Origin of the sequence: Phytohabitans flavus, from assembly GCF_011764545.1 — a bacterium.
Lineage (GTDB): Bacteria > Actinomycetota > Actinomycetes > Mycobacteriales > Micromonosporaceae > Phytohabitans > Phytohabitans flavus.
This window is the reverse complement of the sequence record NZ_AP022870.1, coordinates 2,291,158-2,311,928: the sequence shown is the minus strand read 5'-3', so window position 1 is coordinate 2,311,928 and position 20,771 is coordinate 2,291,158. Positions and strand designations below refer to the sequence as shown.

Genomic DNA, 20,771 nt, shown 5'->3' with positions numbered 1-20,771 from the left:
ACCCGGCGCGCTGTACCGCCGCGGGCTAGGCTTGTTCACTACAGGGTGTAGTGAACAGCGGACCTGCCGGTCGTGTGGCGAAGCACTCAGCCTTTTCTCAGAGCCGGCGCGGGAGCATGGAGGTCATGGGGACGACGCGGTCTCGGTGGCGCAGGTGGCGGCTACCGCTCGTCGCCGCGGTCGCGGTGGTGGCACTGGCCGTCATCGGGCTGCACGGGCGCCTGCCCGACCCGCGCGACATCCTCACCGTCCTGGCCGGCGCGGACTGGGGCTGGATCCTGCTCGCCGCGTTTCTCCAGACCGTGTCGCTTGTCGCGTTCGCGTACCAGCAGCGGCGCATCCTCGTCGCGATGGGCGTGCCGATGGGGCGCCGGGACGCGCTGGGCATCACCCTGGCCAGCACCGCGATCTCCATCGCGCTGCCGGCCGGCGCCGTCGCCTCGACCGGCTACAGCATCCGCGAGTACGAGCGGGCCGGCGCGACCCGCGAGCTCAGCGCCGCCGCGGCGGTGGTCTCCGGCCTCACCGCGATCGGCGGGCTCAGCCTGCTCTACCTCGCCGACGCGATCGCGATCCTGGTCAACAGCTCCAATACGTTCCTCGACTGGCAGCCGCTCGCGATCGTGGGCGCACTCGCCGCGCTGACCGCGATCGCGGTAACCGCCGGTCGCCGCCTGGCGCGCCGGCCGTCCGGCGCCTGGGTGGCCCGCAGCCGCGAGCTGGAGGGTCGGGCGATCCGGCTGCTGCGGCGGCTGCTGGTCCTGGCCCGCGACTCCTGGCGGGCCGGCGCCGCGCTGCGCATCCGGGACTGGGCGTCCGCCCTGGCGTACGCGGTCGTCAACTGGGTCGCCGACATCGCCTGCTTCGCCGCCACGGCCAAGGCATTCGACCTGCGGGTCAGCCTCGCCACGCTGGCCGCCATCTACCTCGCCGTCCAGATCGTGCGGCAGGTGCCGCTCACCCCCGGCGGCGCCGGGATCGTCGACACCGCGTTCATCGCCGGCCTCACCGCGGCGGGCGCGACGGCGGTCAGCGCGACCGCGGCCGTCCTGGCGTACCGGCTGCTCTCGACCTGGCTGCTCATCCCGGTGGGCGGCGCCGCCGCCGTCCTGCGCCGCTACGCGATCGCCCGCGCGGCCGCCGCCGGACCGCGGTCTGCGCAGGCTCGGGCCGACCGGGGTGCCGGCCGGCCCGAGTCCGTGTCCGTCAGCTGAACGCGACCGAGTAGCTGTTCGTCGTGAAGTTGAGGCCGCCGGCGGACGAGGTGATCTCGTAACCCAGCTGCACGTCACCGACCGTGACGTCGCCGAACCAGCCCTGGCTCCGGATCCAGTTCATGATTGCGAGGACGTCGACGCTGCCGGCGTTGGTGTTGGCGCTCCGGATGAACGAGAACACCTCGTTGGCGCCGTTCGAGCCGCGGTAGACCTGCCACGTGTGGCCGCCGACCGTCGCGGTGGTCTGGAGCGAGCCGAGCGGGCCGACCGGGCCGGTCTTGTTCAGCCACAGCATGATCTCGTATGCGTGGTTGTTCGCCCAGATGTCGTACGCCGTCGCGTAGGCACCACTGCTGGGCACCGTCACGTTGAAGCCGCTGGTGAGCGTGCGCAACGAGCTCAGCGTACGGTTCACCGCCCGGGTCGCGTTCGGGTACGACTTGACGCCGCCCGTGTTCGGGTGGTTGGCCGTCACGCCCCAGTTGCTGAACGAGTTCGCCCAGATCGTCTGGCTGCCCGCGCCGCTACCCCAGATGTTGTTGTAGAGCGTGTACCCACCGTTCGTCCACGTCCCCCACTGGTCGGACGACCTCCAGGCGACCCCGCCCGGCGGCGGCGTCGTGGGCGTGATCGTGGTCGGCGCGGGGCTGGGGGTGCCCGGCGAGGTCGAGCCGCTACAGGTCACCCCGTTGAGCGCGAACGAGGTAGGCGCCGAGTTCGTGCCGTTCCAGGTGCCGTTGAAGCCGGGCGTGACGGTGGCGTTGGTGCCGAGGCTGGCGTTGTAGCTCTGGTTGGCCACGGTCACGCGCGCGCCGCTCTGGCTGAACACGCCATTCCACCCCTGGGTGACGGTCTGCCCGTTGGCGAAGCTCCACTCCAGCCGCCAGCCGTTGAGCGGGTCGCCCAGGTTCGTCACGGCGGCGTTCGCGGTGAACCCGCCCGGCCACTGGTTGACCGTGTAGGCGACCCGGCAGCCGACGGCCGCGCTGGCCTGGGCGGCCACCACGACCGCCAGGCCCGCGGCCAATGTGAGTGCGCCCGCCAGGGCCATGCCGGTACGTGTTCTCATGCCGACCCCTCTCGATATAGTTGGACGTCTATACAAACTCTCCCACATACTGCCAGGCCCACAAGACCACGACAACCATCAATCTCACCTGATCAGCCACTGGCGCGACGGGCCCTCTAGGACGACGGCGGCCGCGTCGAGTCACTCGCCTCCGGACTCGACTACGCCTCGGAGAGAGGTAGGCGCGTCACCGCCGCACTACCGGAATCGCATAAGCTGCGATACCACCCATTCCACAATGGATGTTCGAGCTGTCGGCCTGCCACGGCCCTCGGCGGATCTATCCACAATAGAATGGAGCTACCGCGATGTCCGCGGTGGTCCGGACCGTCGCTCCCGCAGCCTCACCCTCCGCGATTCACAACCCCGCCGCCGGCCTTGCGGCCGGCAGCGCGAGAACGCTGGATCTAGTCGACTTTCTGCTGCCCTGACGACAGAAAGTCGACTAGATCTCTCGAGCTTGGCCACAGCGGCACCTCGGGTTGGGCACTTCGACTGATTTGTCCGCATGCCCGGCCTCCAGAATCGAGGCGATACCGGCCGCGCGGACCTGGTTTGCCTCGATCGGCGCGTTGGGGTCGGAGCAGGCCAGCGATCGTGGTACTCAGCTGCCCCTATGGGGACAGCAAAATACCTCGATCTGCCAGATGGCTTCCATCTGTAGCGCCGATCAAGGGCAACGAGTGTGACCTTTGGGTCCGTTGGTTGCGCCACGGCGATGGGAAACGCACCCAAGACGGCTGAGCGCTCAAGAATCGCGCGGGCCGCACCCTCTCAGTGCCGTCCCGTCGGTCCTCGACCCGCTTTCTTTTTGGGAGTGGGCCAACGCCCGGGGCGCCACCACAGACGAACCGGAACAAACGGCACAGACGCTGGCGCCCCGGGCGTTGGTCTGCTCTGCTCTTGACGGGTCGAGGGCCGACGGGACGGCACTTCCCCCATCCCGGAGGCCGGAGATCCCCGCCGGAGGCAAAATGGGGTAACCGCAACCCCAAGCGACGCACCAACCTTGAGCCCGAAGGGTGTTTAGCTATCTGCGGGCTTGATGAGGAGTTTGCCGGTGGCGCGGCGCTCGTCGAGTTCGGCGACGGCCTCGGCGGCTTGCTCCAGCGAGAAGGTCCGGCCCAGCAGCGGGTCCAGCCGGCCGTCCTCGATGAGCGGTAGCAGGTCGTTCCACTGCTCGCGCAGGTACTCCGAGCGGCCGCGCACGAAGGCGCCCCGACCGACGCCTACCACCGAGATGTTGTTGAGCAGCAGGCGGTTGACCTTCACGCTCGGGATCTCGCCGGCGGTGAAGCCGATGACCAGCAGCCGCCCCTCGGGCGCGAGCGTACGCAGCGAGTCGGTGAAGCGGTCGCCGCCCACCGGGTCCACGACGATGTCGACGCCGCGGCCGGCGGTCAGGTCCTTGACCGCGTCCCGGAAGCCCTCGGCCAGTACCGTTTCGTCCGCGCCCGCGGCCCGGGCCACCGCCGCCTTCTCCTCAGTGGACGCCACGCCGATGACCGTGGCGCCGTACGCCTTCGCCAGCTGGATCGCGGCCGTGCCGATGCCGCCGGCCGCGCCGTGTACGAGCACTGTCTCGCCGGGGTGCAGGCCGCCACGGCGGACGAGTCCGAAGTGGACCGTGAAGTAGTTCATCGGGAGTGCCGCGCCGGCCTCGAACGAGACGCTGTCGGGCAGCGGGAAGACCGCGTTGGGCTCGGCGGCCACCACCTCCGCGAAGCCGCCGAGGCCGGGGTACGAGGCCACCCGGTCCCCGGCCGTAAAGCCGGAGCCGGCCGGGGCCGCGCGGACCACGCCGGCGATCTCACAACCCGGGATGAACGGCAGCGGTGGCTTGATCTGGTACAGGCCGCGGGTGAGCAGCGCGTCCGGGAAGGTGACCCCCGCCGCGACGATGTCTATCACGACCAGGCCGTCGCCGGCGGGCTCCGGAACGTCGCCGACCTCGATCGCCGCCGGCCCGTCGAGCCGGGTCACCCGCGCCGCACGCAATGCTGTCTCCTCTTCCCTCGGCCGCCCCCGCCTAGGGCCCGCCTCCGCGAGACAGGCCCTAAACGAGACCACGACTCTAGTGGAAGCGGGCCGTCAGGGCTGGAGCCACCACGGGCTGGTGTACGCCACGCCGAAGTCGTTGCACGGGTGGCCGGCCGGTCCGGGCGTGCCGTTGGCCACCGCCGGGTCGGAGACGCGGAGCACGACCCAGTTGCCGTCGGCGGCGTTGAGCCGGACGGTGAAGTCGGCGACCGCACCGTTCACGGTGTCGACCACGTTGACCACCGTGGGCACCGAGGTGCCGGGGCGCAGCACCTGGATGCGCAGCGGCTTGCCGTCCCACTCCGGACCGCGGTCCACGTCCACCAGGAATCGCACGTCCGCGACGGCCGTGTTGAGCACGCCACCCATCCGTACCCCGTTGGCGGTCGCGTCCACCCGCAAGCCGGAGACCCGCGTCGCGAACGAGCGCCGCGCGAGCATCGCCGCGAAGACCGCGTCGCGGGTGTTCTCGGTGACCCACAGGCCGCTGCGGCCCTTGCCCTCGTGGAAGCCCCACGTGGTGCCGTGCTCGTCGGTGACGCCGGTCAGGCCCGGCCGCCAGCCGGCGTTGAGGCAGGCCACCAGCGGCGAGGTCATCCCGGACGACCAGCCCTCGAAGATGTAGTCGTCGGTGCGGTTGAACATTTCCAGACCCACGAGCTGGTTGCGCGCCGAGGCGTTGAACGAGAAGTTGCTGAACCGGCCCGCCTCGCGGCCCGGGTGGTTGAAGCTCGCCAGCCCGCCCGGCCGGCCGGTGAGCCAGCTGTACAGGCTGCCCGGGCTGCTCGCGCGGGCCAGGTCGGCGAAGTCCGAGGTGTTCCACACGTTGATGTGCCCCTGAAGCGGGTGCGACCACTCGAAGCCGCGGATCGCGGTGAACTGGCCCGGGTCGTTCGCGGCGTTGGCGAGGTCACCCGTGGTCCGCCACTCCCCCGAGCTGAGCCCCTCGATGGCGAAGAGCGTGGCGTGGTCGGTCAGCGCGGCGACGTCCAGGCCGGCCTCGCGCATCGAGGCGAACGCGTTGGCGGCGCTGCCGTCACCGTCGGACATGACGGTGTGGTTGTGCATGTCGGCGTGTACCAGCGTGGTGCCCTGCGTGATCTTGGAGGCCCGCGCGGCGCCGGCGGCGGTGGCAACGCCTGCGACCTTGGTCTGCGCGGCGCGAGCGGTGCCCGGCAGCGCGGCCAGCATCAAGGCGCCGCCAGCGCCGGCCAGCAGTGCCCGGCGGGCCATCGCCGGGACGAAGCTGACCTGGCCGTACGGGACCTCGTCGCGGGCATCGTCGTGGTGGTGGTGACAGTGATGGGAGTCGAATCCACTCATAGACAAACATCAGCAAATCGCGATGCGTTCATGCCACCGCGCCGAGCCGTCCGCGAGGAAAACATCGCGGTACCGGTAGGGTCACTACGTGCTGCCAACACCCGTTGACCTGGAGGACATCCGGCTCCTCGCCGCACGGGTCGACACCACCGCCCTGTGCGACGTCACCCCGGACATCCGCGTGATGACGCCCGCCCTACAGTGCCGCTCGGCCAATCCGGTGCTGTGTGGGCCCGCGGTGACGGTGCGCTGCCGCCACGACTTCCTCGGCGTCATCCAGGCCATCGAGCGGGCCGCGCCCGGCGACGTCGTGGTCGTCGACGGCGGTGGCCACGAGACCGCCCTCGCCGGCGAGCTGTTCGCCCGCGCCGCGCTCGCCAAGGGCCTGGCCGGCATCATCGTGGACGGCGGCTACCGCGACCGGCGGTACATCGCCTCGTGCGACCTGCCGGTGTACAGCCGGCACGTCACGCCGCAAGCCGGCACGACAGTACGCCCGGCCGAGGTCGGCCAGACGATCAGCTGCGGCGGCGTACGCGTGGACGCCGGCGACATCGTCATCGCCGACCACGACGGCATCGTGGTCCTCGACCCGGCCACCGCGACCGCCGCGCTCACCGCCGCCTCCGACGTGATGGCCGCCGAAGCCCGCGTCACGGAACGCCTGTCGGCGGGCGCCACCCTCGGCGACTGCCTCAACCTGGCCGAGCACCTGGACCGCCTGTCCCGCGGCGAGCCCTCAAAACTGCGATTCGCCGTCTGAGCCGCGACGGGCGCCGGAACCAGCGAAGGCACCCTGCGGGGAGATGCGGCCGTGGACCGCGGTCAACCAGTCGATGGCTGCGCCAACCGACGCGGTGATTCCGTCCGCTCCGACAGCCTCAGCTTTGGCGCGCAGTTCGTCGGTCACGTGGGAGGTGAAGAAGTAGGCCGGGCCGGTGTATCCGGCCTCGCGGAGACGCGCGAGGTCGTCGAAACCAACCTCCTTGCCACCTCGGGAGACATCGGACAGGACCGCGTTGGCTCCGAAGTACGGGAGCAGGCGGATGGCGTCCGTTCCGTCGGTGGCGGTTCGCACCTGGGTGCCACGGGCCATCAGGCGGTTGATCATGCTTTCGTTGCCCGCCGGGCTGTCGTCGATCCACAGCAGCCGCAAGCCGTCCAACCGGGACGGCTCCCCCTCTGGCGCCAGCGTGGTCGGCGTGGTGCTCAACGGCCGCCGACGAAGTCGCTGCTGGAGGCGTTCCCGCTCGTTCCGGTCGCCGAACTCTCGTAGCAATGCGAGGAACTCCGCGCTCTCGACCACCGACCGCCAGGCCGGGGGCACACGTTGGTCGAGCTGCGCGAGCGAGCTGCGGTACTGATCGAGAGAGTCCGCGTCGCTGTCCCTCGGAATGGGAACGCCGTGGTGGTCGAGGATCTCGCCTTGATCCTCTTCCGGCGGCCGAGCCCGAAGGAGCCAGTCCCGGGCCCTCTGGTAGTCGAGCAGGCCGCCCACGTGGTCGATGCCACTGTCGAGGATGCCCTGGTAGAAGTCGGGATAGTAGTGCTGTAGCACGACTGCTTTCATGAGGCCATCGGCGCCGAACTCCCGCCATTCGGCATCCAATTGGTACTCGGCCACAAAGCTGTTGAGCAGCCGCTTGATCTTGCGGGGATTGCCGGCGGACTGCTGGGCGATGAGCGCCTTCATCGCGTCCGTGAGCAGATCGCCGGTACCGGACCTGGTCGCGTACCCCTCGATCATCTTCTGCAGCGCACCGGCGGTGGGGATCGGTATCCGGTAGCTGACCTGGATGATCTTTTCGAGGTAGTGCCGGACATGGGTGGGTTCCTGGGCGCCCGGCACCGCGATTCGGGACAGGATACCGAGGTCGCACCCGAGAACGAACACCATGCCGGGCAGGTCGAGGTACAGCTTGATGGCCTCGCATATCTCGATGGCCGTGGTATCGCCACACCGGTCCAGGTCGTCGACGAACACGACGATCGTGCGACGCTGTGACCCGACGCTCTGCTCCACCCAGGACGTCAAGGCGGTTTGCAGGAGCTGGCGTGCCTGCTCGCGCGCCTTCGCGTCGATCGACATCCGCTCCCACAGCTGGTCGATCGCCCGATCGACACGAAAGACCCCGGCCAGCATCGTCACGCCGACACGCAGGGCGTTGCCGAGGAGCCCGCCGCCGTTGAGCCGCCGAAACGACCGCCGGACGAGGCTGGGGTCCAGCTTTTCCAGCACCCGCTCGAGCATGCCAGTCAATGCGCTAACGCCGCTCGCAGTCCAAGCGTTGAACCACACGATCTCGACGTTTTCGCGATCCCGCAACAGACCGGAGAGTCGCCTCATCAGGGTGCTCTTGCCCGCACCCCACCGGCCATCCACGGCGAGGACGAAGGGGGTGTTGCCCCGAGAGCCGTGAATGAGGTCTGCGAGATCAGTGGCGACCTGAGAGGTGCCCAGCAGATCAGAGTCCTCGTCCTCGACCGGAAGATCATTCAGCAAGAGAAAGCGATCGTCGCCCACCCCGGACATGCCGGACAGTGTATGGCCAGGGACTGGCTAGCCTGTGCCCATGAGTGCCGTATCGCAGGGATGCGACCCCCATGGCTGACGCCGACGACGTACGGCGCTTGGCGCTGTCCCTTCCGCACGTTGTCGAGGTCGACAGTGCGGGCTTCGACTTCCGAGTCGGGGACAAGGGTTTCGTCTGGTCCTATCCGGAGCGGACGCCGGGCCAGCCGCGAGTCATCCGCACGGACATCGCCGTGCTGTTCGTCGGCGACGAGGCGGAGAAGCAGGCGCTCGTGCTCGGCGAGCCGGACCTGTTCTTCACCACGCCCGCGTACGACGGCCTGCCGCTGGTCATGCTCTGGCTGGCCCGCGTGGACCTCGACCGCCTTACCGAGCTGGTCACCGACGCCTGGCACATGCGCGCACCGTCAGACCTCACCGACCCACCAGGGCACGGCTAGGTCACGACTCTGGCCATGGGTTTTCGATCAGCCCGTCCTGGATAGCGCGGCAGGCCCGCTCGTCGTTGCGGTAGCGCAACGGGATGACCGACAGCGGCAGGGGCTGTCCAGTTAACCGGGACCTGGCGCGAACAGGGCGCACGAACGGCCGCGGTCCCGGCCCGCTGGCGATCCAATCGGCGAGCGGCACCTCGACGTCGCCGAACGGGTGACCGACGACCACGAGGATGTCGTCGAGGTCAGCTGAGCCGGCGTCCGGATCCACCCGTCGATCGTATGGCCGATCGAGAAAGTCCGCGCCGGTCCCGTCGCTCCGACCCCGCAGGGCGCGGGTCGATCTCCGTGCGGACCCATTCCAGAATCGAGGTTTGAGCTACCGCGATGTCCGCGGTGGTCCGGACCCAATGGCACTCAGCTTAAGGGCGTGTCCTAGATGGATGGTGGTCCCGCCTGCGGCAGGATCTTTGTTCCGTGGTGGAGGATATGATCCGTACTTGGGCGCCGGATGACTTTTGGCAGGTTGCGCAGCCGTTGATCCCGGCCCAGTCGGTGCGCCGGCAGGGTGGGGGTAAGCGGCGGGCTGATGACCGGGCGGTGCTGGCGGCGATTGTGTACCTGGTTCAGGCGGGCTGTTCGTGGTGGAAGCTGCCCACGCAGATGTTCGGGATCTCCCGCTCCACTGCGCATCGCCGGTTCACTCAGTGGACCGCCGATGGGTTGTGGGAACGGCTGCATCAGCAGTTTCTGCACCGGTTGGGTGTGGTCAGCGAGATCGACTGGTCTCGGGCGATGGTCGATTCGATCGCGGTGCGGGCTGAGAAAGGGGGATCTCACGGGGCCAAACCCGGTCGACCGCGGCAAACCCGGCAGCAAGATCCATGTTCTGTGTGACCGCCGTGGTGTACCGCTGACCTGCCTGATCTGCGCCGCGAACACCCACGACAGCCGCTTGCTGATCCCGCTGCTGGACTCGATCGCACCGATCCGCGTACCGCGCGGCCGGCCCCGCCGCCGTCCTGGCAAGCTGCACGCGGACAAGGCATACGACGTGCCCGCGCTGCGGGCCGCGATCCGTGATCGCGGGATCAAGGTCCGGATCGCCCGCAAGGGCATCGAGTCCTCCCAACGTCTCGGCCGGCATCGCTGGATCGTCGAGGCCTGCCTGAACTGGCTGCTACGCAACCGCCGACTCGTCCGCCGCTACGACCGCAAAGCCCAACATTTCCAAGCCTTCGCCGACCTCGCCTGCGCCCTCCTGACCTACCGCCGCCTACTCAAGGCCACCAAGTAGGACACGCCCTAAGTCGATCCTGAAGGCTCGAGCGGCGCCTGCACCTGGACGCTATCCGGCAGATCGTGGTATTTAGCTGTGGTTACAGCGACAGCTAAATACCACGATCGCTGACGCGCTCCGACTGGCATGCGGGCAAACCAGCTAAAGCGCCCAACCCGAGGTGTCGCTGTGGCCGAGCTCGCGAGATCTAGTCGACTTCCTGTCGTCCTGACGGCAGAAAGTCGACTAGATCCAGAGTTTTCGTTAGGGAAGCAGAGCAATGCGGCTGGCGCGCCAACCTCTCGCGCTGGTCCGTCAGCGGTCCGACCCGGATGCCATCCGCTGGTCGCGGTAAGGCGCCGCCGGGCGAAGACCGTCGCGCAGCGCCCCTCGGCCCGGCTTCTCTACCGGAAACACCCGATGCCCGCCGTCCGCTGCAATGAGGAAGCCGCGGGCGGGGTTTGGTTGTGTGACGCGGAGGGTGAGGCTGCGGGAGCAGCGGTCCGGACCACCGCGGACATCGCGGTAGCCCATATCTTTGTCGTGAAATAGATCTGTGGCGGCCGATGGATAGAGCTGTAGGCTGCGGCGGTGAGTGTTCTGCGACCACTGTGGACCGAGGTCACCGACTGGCTCTCCGCCAACGCGCCGGGCACGCTCGACGACCTGCGGCTGCCCGCCGGGCCGGCGCGGCTGCGGGAGGCCGAGGAGGAGATCGGCTTTTCGATGCCGGCCGAGCTGGCCGAGTGGTGGCAGCTGCACGACGGGACCGACACCGAGGCGAGCAGTCTCCTGCCGGGCTACTACATGCACGGTGTAAGCGAGATGCTCAACGACTGGCGGATCTGGCGCGACGTCGGGCTGGAGGTCTACCTCGACCAGGTCCAGCCGGAGGACAGCCCGGAGGCGGGCGGGCCGGCCTATGCGTTCCGGCCCGACTTCCTGCCGATCGGCGGCGACGGCGCGGGCAACAACATCTTCGTCGACTGCCGGCCCGGCGCGCGGCACGCCTGCCTGATGGACTACGACCACGAGGCCGGCGCGCTCCAGCCACCGCTCTACGCGAGCCTCGCCGACCTGCTCACCCAGGTCAGCCACGCTTTTCGGACCGGCGAGCCGGTGCGGCACCGCACGCCGGTGGTCTCCGAGGGACGGCTCTCCTGGGACTTCGCCTGAGTCGGCGCAGCCACGACGGCGAAAGGGGCCGAGCGTTACGGCTCGGCCCCTTTCACTGACTGTTGGCTCAGCCGAGCCAGGCGCCCTCCGAGTCCTGGGCGGCCCCGACCGCCGCCGTGCGGGCGGCCGCCGCGGCCGGTGGGGTCCGCGGCGGGATCGTCGAGGTGTCGTACGCGAACGTGGCCACCGCCGTCGCGACGGCGTCCGCGTTGGTCTCCAGCGCGAACGTGTTCACGTTGCCGAAGAGCCGGTACTCACGGCGCAGCTGCCGGTAGAGCGCGGCGTCGGCACCGTCGCGTTCGGGCGTGAGGCTGTCGCACGGCGCGTGGTAGCACGGGTCGTACTGCGCACCCGCGACACCGCCCCACAGCGCGACGTCCGCCGCCGTCTTCTGCACCTCGGCGCCGGTGAAGAGGCCACCCGCCGGGATGCCGACGCCGGCCGCGATGAACGGACCGTAGTCGGAGCGGCCGGTGAAGTCGGACGCGTCCGTGGCCTCGCCGCGGGAGGCGAAGAACGCCTCGAAGACGTCTTCGATCTGCGCCGAGCCGGGCGGCCCGGCCGGCGAGCCCTCAGCGGCCGAGTCGTCACCGTCGTACACACCGAACGTGTAGTTGGGCGACCCGATCATGTCGAAGTTGAGGTAGAGCGCGATCTTGTCCCGCTCCGCCTGTGGCAGGTTGGCGACGTAGAACGTGGAGCCGACGAGGTTCGACTCCTCGGCGCCCCACCAGGCGAACCGCACCTTGTTCTTCGTCTTGAACTTGGCCATCTGCAGCGCCACCTCGAGGATGCCGGCGCTGCCTGTGCCGTTGTCGTTGATACCGGCGGTGTCCGGCTCCGAGTCGAGGTGGGAGCCGACCATCACGACCTCGTTCGGGTCGCCCCACCGGGACTCGGCGATCACGTTGGACGTGTTCCGGGTCTCGGAGATGGCGTCGACGGAGATCTCCAGGTTGAGCGTGCCGGCCTGGGCCGCCGCGACGAGCGCCGCGCCGAGGTCGTACGAGACCGAGACGGCCGGGATGCTGACCGGCCCGCCCAGCGTGCCGGCGAACAGCCCGTACCGGTCGGGGTTGGCCTCGGGCGTGCCGTTGCCCTGGTTGAAGATGATCGCGCCGATCGCGCCCGCGGCCTGCGCGTTCTGCACCTTCACGCCGAAGGTGCAGGTGACGCCGGGCGGGGCACCGCGCTGCATGATGGCGATCTTCCCGACGACGTCGGGGCCGAAGTCGCTGGCCTCGCACCCGGAGGAGCTGGCCCGCGGCGGCGTGAGGTTGACGTCGACGGGTACGGCCTGGCCGGTGGCCGTGCCGTCGCCGGAGCAGTCCAGCACGTCGTAGTCGGTCTGGTCGACGTATGTCGTGGGTGTCGGCGAGAGCTGGCGGAACGACGAGCCGGTGTCCTCACAGTACGTGAACGAGAACGGCTGTCGCGTCACCTTGTAGCCGGCCTTCTTGGCGAGGGCCGCGACGTAGTCGGCGCTGCGGTCGTAGCCGGGCAGGCCCGACGCGCGGTTACCACCGTTGAGCGCGGCGATCCCCTGGAACGCGACAAGGTGCCGGAGCACGCCGGGAAGCGTGACTTCCTTCGTGAGCTTCTTGACGGGGTTGTTGCTCGAATGCGCTTGTGCGGGCGTGGCGATTGTGAATGCGCCGAGCAGCACGGCTGCCGCGGCCGCACCACACAGGCGTCTGAACGAGCGAGACACCACGGTGTGTTTCTCCCTTCGCGAGCACGGAGCGGTAGCTCCGTATCCAGCAATCTAGATACAGCACTGACCGTGTGGAAGGGATGACGGAACCGATGGGCCGCCCGCCACCAGAAGCGTGACCGGGCGGGTGACCCCGGCACCTCGGACCGGAGGTTGTATTCGCGCGCCCAATATGGCAGGAAACAAGCGCGCGTCCGCTTTGTACGGTTGATCCCGGGTGCGACCCGCCGAAGGCCCGGAGGCGTCGCATAGTCGGAAGCTGTCCTTCGGTGGAGGTGGAGATGCGCGTCGAGGACGAGCGCGAATATGTCGACTACGTTGCCGCACGCCTGCCGGTCCTGCGCCGCGCCGCGTACCTGATGTGTGGCGACGTGCACCGGGCCGACGACGTCGTGCAGGCCACCATCACGACGCTGTACCGGAAGTGGCGCCGCGCGCGGGGCGCCGACAACCTCGACGCGTACGTGCAGCGGATCCTGGTCCGCAAGCACCTCGACGAGCGCCGCCTCGGCTGGTCGCGGGTGCGGCTGCTGCCCGAGCCGCCGGACACGACCGCCCCGGCGACCGGGGACGTGGAAATACGCGAGGAGCTGCGCGCCGCTCTGGAGCAGTTGCCCCGCGCCCAGCGCACCGTACTCGTGCTCCGCTTCGCCTGCGACCTCTCGGTCGACGACGTGGCAGCCGTGATGCGGTGCTCGCCCAGCAACGTGAAAAGCCACACCGCGCGCGGCCTCGCGGCGCTGCGCCACCTGTACGACGTCGAGCGAGTGTCCTCATCGGACAGTACACACGGGAGGAAGCGATGACAGTGGAAGACGAGCGCGGCGCCGGTGCCATGCGCGCGCTGATGGCCGAGGTCGACCTGCCGCCGTCCAGTGTGGACGTGGACCTCGCCGTACGGACCGCACGCCGGCTAGACCGGCGCCTGCGGGTCACGACCGCGGCGGCCGTGGTGCTGGCCGTCGGCACTGCTTCCGGGGCGGTGGCCGTGGGTATCGGGGGCGGCCAAACCCCAGACGACAAATCCGCCACACGGGAGTGCACCGGCCCGCCGACCGTCACCGCGCTCGCGGCCCCGGACATCGACCACGCGGGCCTCACGTTCACCGGCGCGGACCCGTCCGGCCGGTACCTGGTCGGCATCGCCCACGTCCAGAGCCAGGACCGGTACATCATCCGCGGCGTGCTCTGGGTGGACGGCAGCCCACGCGTGTTCAACCTGCCGCCTCAGGACAAGAACGAGTTGACCTACGCCACCGACGTGAACGGTGCCGGCCTGGTCGTGGGCGGCGACGTCGGTGACATCGGTGGGAGTGGGCCGTGGACCTACCGGGACGGCGAGTTCCGGCGGCTGCCGGCGGCGCCCGGCTATGACCTGTACAACGGGATGTTTGTCAACGAACGCGGTGACGTCGTGGCGACCGCCGGCGCCCGGGACGGCGAGAGCCGGAGCAGCACCACGCCGTCGGTCGGGGTGGTGTGGCCGGCGGACGCGCCCGACCAACCCCGGATCCTGCGCGCGCCGGGCTGGGTGACGGTGACCGGCATCGGCGACGACGGCACCGTGCTGGGTTACGTCGGCGACGACTTTGGCAGCTTTTTGTACGACCCGTACGCCTGGTCGCCGGGGGCGAGGCGCGGGCGCTCGCGGTGCCGCAAGGCTGGGAGCGCGGCACTTCCGCCGCCGTCCGGGACGGTCGCATCGTCGGCTACCTCGAGCGGACGACCAACCAAGACCTGTCGAGGCCGCCGGTGGTCGAGGCGGCGCCGGTGGAGTGGCCCCTCGACGGCGACAGCGCCGAGGTGGGTCCGGCCGTCACCGGCGGGGTCGTGACCACCACCGACTCGGGATGGCTGTCCGTGCGCAGGGACGACGGGCCGACCCTCGCCGTCGCGCCCGATGGCCGCGAACGCCTGCTCGACTCCCCCGCGGGCTCGGAGCTCACCATGCTCGACGCACGGTGGGTGAGTGAGGACGGCCGGACGGCGGTGGGCATGGGAAGCTCCACATCCTCGCCGGACCCGGCCGCCAACCGCCCGGTCGTCGTCTGGCGCTGCTGACCGGCGGCTCAGGCGTCCTGGCGCAGGAAGCCCGACAGGGTCGCGACCAGCCACTGTGGATCGTCCAGCCACGGGAAGTGACCGGCGCCCGGTGCCACGGCCAGCTCCGCCCGGGCGAACATGCCGGCGAAGTCGGCGGCTCGCTTGGGCGGCAGGCCCACGTCGTACTCGCCGGCGACAAGCAGCACCGACGCGCCCAGGCCGGCGAGCGCCGCGCGGACCGCGGCCGGGTCGATGGCACCGGCGGAGTAGTAGACAGCAGCCGCGTCACCGTTGGTCAGGCTCGCCTCGCGCGCGTTGGCGGCCTGACTGACGGCGTCCCACCGCCCGTAGCTGAACGGCGCGATCGCGCCCCACTCGGCGGCCGTGGCCTGTCCGGCCCAGATCCGCTCGAACGCGGTGAACGCCTCCGGAAACCAGTCCTCACCGCGGCGGGACTCGGCCACCTCGCGGCGGTCGGCGTCGGCGATGTCCAGACCGACCACGCGGGGGCTGGGGTTGAGCAGGACGAGGCGGCGCACCCGGTCGGGGTGGCGAGCGGCGTAGAGGGTGGCGAGCGTACCGCCGGCGGAGTGTCCCAACAGGTCGATCGACTCCAGCCCGAGGTGGACGCGGAGCGCCTCGACGTCGTCGACCTGCCGGTCGCACCGGTACGTCGCGGTGTCCGCGGGGCGGCCGAGTCGCCGGTACCGCGCAGGTCGAGGCGGAGCAGTGCCGGCAGCCCGCCGAGGTCGTCGAGGTAGACCGAGGCCTGCATCGGGCCGCCGGGCAGGCAGATCAGTGGATCCCCGACCCCGGATCGGTGGTATGCGAGCATGGTGCCGTCCGGAGCTACGAAGGTATCCACCTCGGAATCCTACCCGCCGCTACGCGGCCAGATGGACGGTCGCCCAGGCCTGGGCGAGCTCGGGACGGCGGGCGGCGATCGCGTCGGCGATCGAGCGGTGGTCGTGCCGGGCGGCGGCGACCGCCTGCGGCAGCTCCGCCGGCCCGCGCCAGAGCCGGGCCCGCGTGGTCGGCCCGGAAAGGCCGTCGACGAGCGCGCGGAGCACGTCGTTGCCGGCCGCCGCCGCGAGCAGACCGTGAAACTCCTGCTCGTGCGCGACAAGCTCGTCCAGTGTGGACTCTTCGGCGAGCGCGTCGGCGAGGGCACGCAGCTTCGCGGCGTCCGCCTCGCTCATCCGCCCGGCGGCCAGCGCCACCGCGGTCGGCTCCAGCACCCGCCGCAGCTCCAGGATCTGCGGCGCGGTCCCGTCCCGGTAGAAGTCGGCCACGAACGCGAGCGTGTCGAAGAGCTGCCGGGGCTGGAGGCTGCCGACGTAGATGCCGTCGCCGTGCCGTACCTCCAGCACCCGGATGAGCGCGAGCGCGCGGAGCGCCTCACGCAACGTGTTGCGGGACAGGCCGAGCGTGGTGGCGAGTTCGGCCGCGTTCGGGAGGCGTTCGCCCGGGCGCAGGCGCCCCGACAGGATCATCGCCTTGATCCGGTCGATCGCGTCGTCCGTCAGCGGCATCCGGCCTCCCGCCGGTCACCGCGGGAGCGTCGCCTGCGGCGCCGCACCAAGCACACCGGACCGCGCCAGGTTGAGGCCGGTCAGGCTTCCGATATCTGGTACGTCCACAGTGGCGGCCCGATCCTCGGAGAGCGACTCGAAGCCAGGCTCCACCCCGAAGAGCCCGGCCAGCACGGCTTCCGCCGTCGCGGCCCCGGCGATGGAGTCCCGGTTGGCGGTGCCCCGCTCCGCGACCCGCGCCCGCCGCCCGCCGTCGACCAGCTCCATCGCCTGTCCCCACAGCGCGCCCGAGGCGGCCCGTGGGGTGGCCCGGAGCACGCCGAGCGCCAGGTCCCGCCGCCCGAGCTTGGCCAGACCGTACGCGGTCACGCCCGGCCACGCCCCGAACGCGCCCGCCGCACCGTGGTCCGGCCGGTCGGAGTGCGGGGCGATCGGGTCGTCGGCGGCGAGCGCCCGCATCCAGTCGCCGCTGAGCAGCCGCTCAGTCACGAAGGACACCATCTCGCCGCGGACCCGCTCGTCCAGGTCGGCGTGGAGGGCGGCCGCGACGAGCCCGAAGTCCAGGACGTGCCCGATCGTCTCGCTGCGGTCGGGGTGGCGTACCTTCCACCGCCCGCCGCCCGCGTACAGGCCGCCCACCGCCGCGGCGAGCGCCGCCGCGTCGGACATGACGCGTTCCGCTTTCGTGGCGTCGCCGAGATGCCGCAGGAGCGCCGCGTAGGAGCGGAGCATGCCGGCGTACGCGGCGTTGAACGAGGCGACCGCGTTCGTGTAGTTGGGTACGCACTCCAGCAGCACCCACGGGTCACCGCCGAAGTCGGCCAGCACCCCGCCGGTCCCCCGGGTCTGCCGGTCCCGCCACCCGTACGCCAGCCGCTCCAGGTGCGCGCCGACCGTCACAGACCCGGCCAGCTCGTCCAGGAACGCGAGGTCGCCGGTCACGCCGACGTAGTGCTCGACGAGGCGGAAGAGCGAGTAGTGGTTGGATGCGTAGTTGTTGCCCAGCGGCCCGCCACCCCGCACGTCGAAGCCGAACGCCTCGTCGTACGGCTGGGCCAGCCCGCGCAGCAGCCAGGCGCGCAGGCCGGCCGGCTCCAGCAGCGCGTACATCCGGCTCCACTCGGTGTGGTCCCAGTAGAACGTCGTGGTGGGGCCGAGCCGCGGCCCGCCGGTGAGGAACGTGGGCTCGGCACGGCTCGCGGTGAGGTTGCGCATGTACAGCACGAGCAGCGCGCCCATGTAGTACGCCCGGGCCAGCTCGCGGTCACCGGTGTGCAGCGTGGGCAGGTGGCCGCTGAAGTCGTCGTTGTCGGGCTTGAACATGTTCGACCACAGCTGCCGCCACCCCCGCTCGACCGCCTCGTGTGCCTCGGCGAAACCGGCCGCCGCCCGCCGTGCCGCCGCCGCGACCGCCGCCGGATCGGTGCCGTACGCGCAGGCCACCCCGAACGTGCGGGTCTCCCCCGGCGCGAGCTCGAGGGTCCAGGTCGCCCGCCCGCCGAAGCCCCGCCGCTCCACCGTCGACGGCACCCCGTCGAACGCGTAGAACGCCCGCGCCGCCGACCCCCGGTCGACGATGCCGACGACGTCGCCTTCCACCTTGGACACCCAGCGGGGCGACGCGGTCCAGTGCCGGGTGCGCGCCGCCTCCCGCCCGTCCAGCCGGAGCACGGCCTGGTGCTGGTCCACGCTGATCTCGATCCGGTGCCAGGTACCGGCGGTGACCGGGCGGGCCGCGTACTCCCGCTCGCCGCAGATCGCCACCCACAGCCGGTCGCCGTCGAGTCCACACTGGAGCGAGTCGGGGTGGTTGCCGTGGGTGAGGATGACGCCGGCGTGGCCGAGCGTGGCGGGGCGGAAGTCGAAGCCCAGCTCGGTGCCGTCCTGTACTTCCACCGCGTCCAGGTCGACGCGCGTGTCCCGGTCGAGCTCCACCTCGCCGTCGTGGCGCAGCGGTCCGACGCGCAGCGCCCGCACGGTGCCGTGGGCGGCCTCGCCGTGCGGGTACACGACGTCCTGGCTGACGTGCCGGGGCAGCGCGCTCTCCAGCAGCATCGCCACCGCGTCCTCGTCGCGCTGGATGCCTGGCGGGCGGGGCCGGCCGAGGCGGACCCGGCGGGCGCCTTCCCAGAGCAGGTACGGGTCGTCCTCGTGGCCGGGGCGGGTGGTGGCGCGGACCCGCTCCAGGGAGTGGTAGTCGTGGTAGTCGCCGCCGTTCCAGGGCACGCTGTAGAGCCAGCCCCACCCGGTCTCGCTGTGCGCGACCGGCGCGAAGAGGTCCTGGCTGACCGTCACCGTCGCCGCCTCGGCCCGCTCGTTGGTGACCGCGACCCGCCACAGGATCAGGTCGTCGCCGAGCGCCAGCCGGGTGTCCGTCGCGACGGTGACACCGGCCGCCTTCCCCTCCCGCCGTACGCCCCACGGCTTCCACCGCAGCCGTTCCGCGCCGACCACCGCACCGTCCACCCGCAACAGTCCGGTGTGGTACCCGAACGAGTACGGCGGTGCGGCCAGCCACGACAGCGAGGCGAGGTCGTGGTTGACGTGCGCCTGCCCGCGCTGGTTGCGCAGCGACGGCAGGTGGGCGAGGTCGCCGGCGTCCATCCACTCGCCGGCCACGTCGTCCAGGTCGGGTACGCCGCTCACTTGGTCGACCCCGCGGTCAGCCCGGCGATGAACTGCTTCTGCACGGTCAGGTACCCGATCACCGGCAGTACGCCCGCCAGGAACATGATGCCGAAGAGCTGGCCATAGTCCACTGAGTACTGTCCAATCGTGAGGTAGAGACCGGTGGTGATGGTCTGGCCCTGGAGCGGGCCGAGGATGAAGAGCGGGTTCAGGAAGTCGTTCCAGATCCACAGCGACAGGAAGATGGCGACCGTGGCCGTGGCCGGCCGCACCAGCGGCATCACGATCTGCCACCAGATGCGCAGCCCACCGGCGCCGTCCATCCGGGCCGCCTGCACGATCTCGTCCGGCACCGAGCGCATGAAGCCGACGTAGACGAAGACGGCGAACGACAGGTACCCGCCGCCCAGGTTGCTGAGGATGAGGCCCGGATAGCTGTGGTCCAGGCCCAGCCAGGTCAGGATCTGGATGGTCGGCAGCAGGATCACCTGCGGCGGGATCATCAGGCCGGCGGCGAGCGCGGCCAGGATGACGGCGCGGACCCGGCCTCGGCGGCGGGAGATGTAGAAGCTGAACGCCGAGCCGAGCGGGATCAGCAGCGCCACAGAGCAGACCACGACGATGAGCGAGTTGCGCAGGCCCAGCGGGATCAGGTTGTCCGGCCGGGTGAGCGCGGTGGTCAGGTTTTCGAGGGTGGGCGGCAGCGGCGGCGCCACCGGGTTGGCGCGGATCTGGTCGCCGGTCTTGAACGCGTTGACCAGCATCAGGTAGATCGGCGCGATGAAGACAAGCGTGACCACGATCGCGACGATCAGGCGGGTGCGCCCTCGACTCCTCACAGGGTCACCTCGCGGCGGCGCAGCGCCCCGGTCACCGCGAGCGCGACGACCGCGGAGAGGGCGAGCAGGAGCATCGCGACGGCGGAGGCGTAGCCGAGGCGGTCGCTGGTGAACGCGAGCCGCACGATGTAGAGCGCGGTCGACTGGGTGGAGTTGGCCGGGCCGCCGCCGGTGAGGACGGCGATGATGTCGTACAGCTTGAGGACCGTGATGAGCGAGATCGTGACGCTGATCGTCGTACCCGGTGCGATCATCGGCCAGGTGACCTTCCGGAAGCGCTGGGTGCCCCGGACACCGTCCATTGTGGCCATGTCGTTCAGCTCGATCGGCACGCTCTGGAGCGCGGCCAGATACACGACGGTGGTGAAGCCGCTGAGCACCCAGGTCAGCACGACGCCGATGGAGACGAGGGCCGCGCGCGGGCTGCCCAGCCAGGGGTACGGTTCGTCGAGCAGCCCCACGCTCGTCAGCACGTTGTTGAGCAGCCCGTCCTGGGTAAGGATCGTCTGCCATACGAAGCCGACGATCACGCCGGAGAGCACCTGCGGCAGGAACGCGAGCGTGCGCATCACCCGGTAGCTGAGGTGCGTGCGGTTCAGCAGGATCGCGAACGCGACGCCGAGCGCGTTCGCGGCGAGGGTGACGCCGACCGCGAGGGTGAGGGTGAAGACGAGGCTGTCGCGCAGCTGTACGTCGCTGGCCATCTCGCGGTAGTTGCGCAGGCCGATGAACTCGTTGGTGGCACGCAGGGGGTTCTCGTTCGTGAAGCTGCTGCGCAGGCTCAGCAGCAGGGGCAGCACCAGGAATATGAGGTACAGACCGAGCGCCAGCGCGGCCAGGAGGGCCAGGCCGCCGTCCGCCCGGCTCTTGCGACTGAACATGTCACGTCCTTGTGAGGGGGTCGGGCCCGAGCGGACGGACCCGACCCTGATTGAGTGATCAGC

General features: G+C 70.4%; 19 protein-coding genes. 8 read left to right on the top strand and 11 right to left on the bottom strand.

Translation table 11 applies throughout. The annotated features are described in order from the left end of the window. Positions 1-125 precede the first annotated feature (125 nt). Positions 126-1,214, top strand: coding sequence for a lysylphosphatidylglycerol synthase transmembrane domain-containing protein (locus Pflav_RS09905; protein ID WP_173035577.1), 1,089 nt, complete (start codon positions 126-128; stop codon positions 1,212-1,214). Here the strand turns inward: Pflav_RS09905 and Pflav_RS09900 are convergent. The 3 genes from Pflav_RS09900 to Pflav_RS09890 all read right to left on the bottom strand — a co-directional run bounded on the left by Pflav_RS09900 (position 1,207) and on the right by Pflav_RS09890 (position 5,649). Further along, the gene (locus tag Pflav_RS09900) at positions 1,207-2,286 is read right to left on the bottom strand and encodes a cellulose binding domain-containing protein (protein ID WP_232071201.1); all 1,080 of its coding nucleotides are present in this window, start codon (positions 2,284-2,286) and stop codon (positions 1,207-1,209) included. The genes Pflav_RS09905 and Pflav_RS09900 overlap by 8 nt on opposite strands. A 1,026-nt stretch (positions 2,287-3,312) precedes the next feature. After that, positions 3,313-4,284 carry an NADPH:quinone oxidoreductase family protein gene (locus tag Pflav_RS09895; protein ID WP_173035575.1) on the bottom strand — a complete coding sequence of 324 codons (972 nt, stop codon included), beginning with the start codon at positions 4,282-4,284 and terminating at the stop codon, positions 3,313-3,315. Between the two features lie 93 nt (positions 4,285-4,377). Beyond that, complete coding sequence (locus tag Pflav_RS09890) at positions 4,378-5,649, bottom strand: CehA/McbA family metallohydrolase (RefSeq protein WP_232071199.1); 1,272 nt, start codon at positions 5,647-5,649, stop codon at positions 4,378-4,380. A gap of 88 nt (positions 5,650-5,737) precedes the next feature. Between Pflav_RS09890 and Pflav_RS09885 the strand changes: the two genes are divergently transcribed. Further along, entirely contained in the window at positions 5,738-6,412 is a 675-nt protein-coding gene (locus Pflav_RS09885) for an RraA family protein (protein WP_232071197.1), read from the top strand. Here Pflav_RS09885 and Pflav_RS09880 read toward each other — a convergent pair. Beyond that, positions 6,389-8,182, bottom strand: a complete 1,794-nt coding sequence (locus tag Pflav_RS09880; protein ID WP_173035573.1) for a P-loop NTPase fold protein — start codon at positions 8,180-8,182, stop codon at positions 6,389-6,391. The genes Pflav_RS09885 and Pflav_RS09880 overlap by 24 nt on opposite strands. 71 nt (positions 8,183-8,253) lie before the next feature. Here Pflav_RS09880 and Pflav_RS09875 point away from each other — a divergent pair, with 71 nt between their 5' ends. Then, a complete protein-coding gene (locus Pflav_RS09875; RefSeq protein WP_173035571.1) occupies positions 8,254-8,622 on the top strand; it encodes an MmcQ/YjbR family DNA-binding protein in 369 nt (122 codons plus the stop codon). Between the two features lies 1 nt (position 8,623). Here the strand turns inward: Pflav_RS09875 and Pflav_RS09870 are convergent, their stop codons facing one another. Then, positions 8,624-8,887 (bottom strand): hypothetical protein, encoded by a 264-nt coding sequence (locus Pflav_RS09870; RefSeq protein WP_173035569.1) that lies wholly within the window; start codon positions 8,885-8,887, stop codon positions 8,624-8,626. A gap of 218 nt (positions 8,888-9,105) precedes the next feature. On the opposite strand from Pflav_RS09870, the gene Pflav_RS09865 reads away from it, so the two are divergent. Further along, positions 9,106-9,913 (top strand): IS5 family transposase gene (locus Pflav_RS09865; RefSeq protein WP_232071196.1). Its coding sequence is split into 2 segments (ribosomal slippage): positions 9,106-9,438 and positions 9,440-9,913, totalling 807 coding nucleotides; the frame shifts between segments, so codons are not numbered across the junction. Positions 9,914-10,486: 573 nt separating this feature from the next. Continuing rightward, the gene (locus tag Pflav_RS09860) at positions 10,487-11,071 is read left to right on the top strand and encodes an SMI1/KNR4 family protein (protein WP_173035566.1); all 585 of its coding nucleotides are present in this window, start codon (positions 10,487-10,489) and stop codon (positions 11,069-11,071) included. Between the two features lie 67 nt (positions 11,072-11,138). Here Pflav_RS09860 and Pflav_RS47280 read toward each other — a convergent pair whose 3' ends face one another. Continuing rightward, positions 11,139-12,737: a M28 family peptidase gene (locus Pflav_RS47280; RefSeq protein ID WP_173035564.1), complete on the bottom strand. Its 1,599-nt coding sequence runs from the start codon at positions 12,735-12,737 to the stop codon at positions 11,139-11,141. A gap of 329 nt (positions 12,738-13,066) precedes the next feature. Here Pflav_RS47280 and Pflav_RS09850 point away from each other — a divergent pair, with 329 nt between their 5' ends. Genes Pflav_RS09850 through Pflav_RS09840 form a run of 3 tightly spaced genes read left to right on the top strand, consistent with a single transcriptional unit; the run spans position 13,067 to position 14,846 of the window. Next, positions 13,067-13,591 (top strand): SigE family RNA polymerase sigma factor, encoded by a 525-nt coding sequence (locus Pflav_RS09850; protein ID WP_173035562.1) that lies wholly within the window; start codon positions 13,067-13,069, stop codon positions 13,589-13,591. Further along, complete coding sequence (locus Pflav_RS09845) at positions 13,588-14,619, top strand: hypothetical protein (RefSeq protein WP_173035560.1); 1,032 nt, start codon at positions 13,588-13,590, stop codon at positions 14,617-14,619. Before Pflav_RS09850 ends, Pflav_RS09845 begins: the two co-directional genes overlap by 4 nt. Continuing rightward, positions 14,616-14,846 carry a hypothetical protein gene (locus Pflav_RS09840; RefSeq protein WP_173035558.1) on the top strand — a complete coding sequence of 77 codons (231 nt, stop codon included), beginning with the start codon at positions 14,616-14,618 and terminating at the stop codon, positions 14,844-14,846. Before Pflav_RS09845 ends, Pflav_RS09840 begins: the two co-directional genes overlap by 4 nt. Positions 14,847-14,854: 8 nt before the next feature. On the opposite strand, the gene Pflav_RS09835 is transcribed toward Pflav_RS09840, so the two are convergent. The 5 genes from Pflav_RS09835 to Pflav_RS09815 all read right to left on the bottom strand — a co-directional run bounded on the left by Pflav_RS09835 (position 14,855) and on the right by Pflav_RS09815 (position 20,708). After that, positions 14,855-15,622 (bottom strand): alpha/beta fold hydrolase, encoded by a 768-nt coding sequence (locus tag Pflav_RS09835; protein WP_232072652.1) that lies wholly within the window; start codon positions 15,620-15,622, stop codon positions 14,855-14,857. 90 nt (positions 15,623-15,712) lie between these two features. Beyond that, positions 15,713-16,360 (bottom strand): FadR/GntR family transcriptional regulator, encoded by a 648-nt coding sequence (locus Pflav_RS09830; RefSeq protein ID WP_173035556.1) that lies wholly within the window; start codon positions 16,358-16,360, stop codon positions 15,713-15,715. 15 nt (positions 16,361-16,375) lie between these two features. After that, positions 16,376-19,006: a LamG domain-containing protein gene (locus tag Pflav_RS09825; RefSeq protein ID WP_173035554.1), complete on the bottom strand. Its 2,631-nt coding sequence runs from the start codon at positions 19,004-19,006 to the stop codon at positions 16,376-16,378. After that, complete coding sequence (locus Pflav_RS09820; RefSeq protein WP_232071194.1) at positions 19,003-19,827, bottom strand: carbohydrate ABC transporter permease; 825 nt, start codon at positions 19,825-19,827, stop codon at positions 19,003-19,005. Before Pflav_RS09820 ends, Pflav_RS09825 begins: the two co-directional genes overlap by 4 nt. Continuing rightward, positions 19,824-20,708, bottom strand: coding sequence for a carbohydrate ABC transporter permease (locus Pflav_RS09815; protein WP_173035552.1), 885 nt, complete (start codon positions 20,706-20,708; stop codon positions 19,824-19,826). The genes Pflav_RS09820 and Pflav_RS09815 overlap by 4 nt, the downstream gene beginning before the upstream one ends. Between the last annotated feature and the right edge of the window lie 63 nt (positions 20,709-20,771).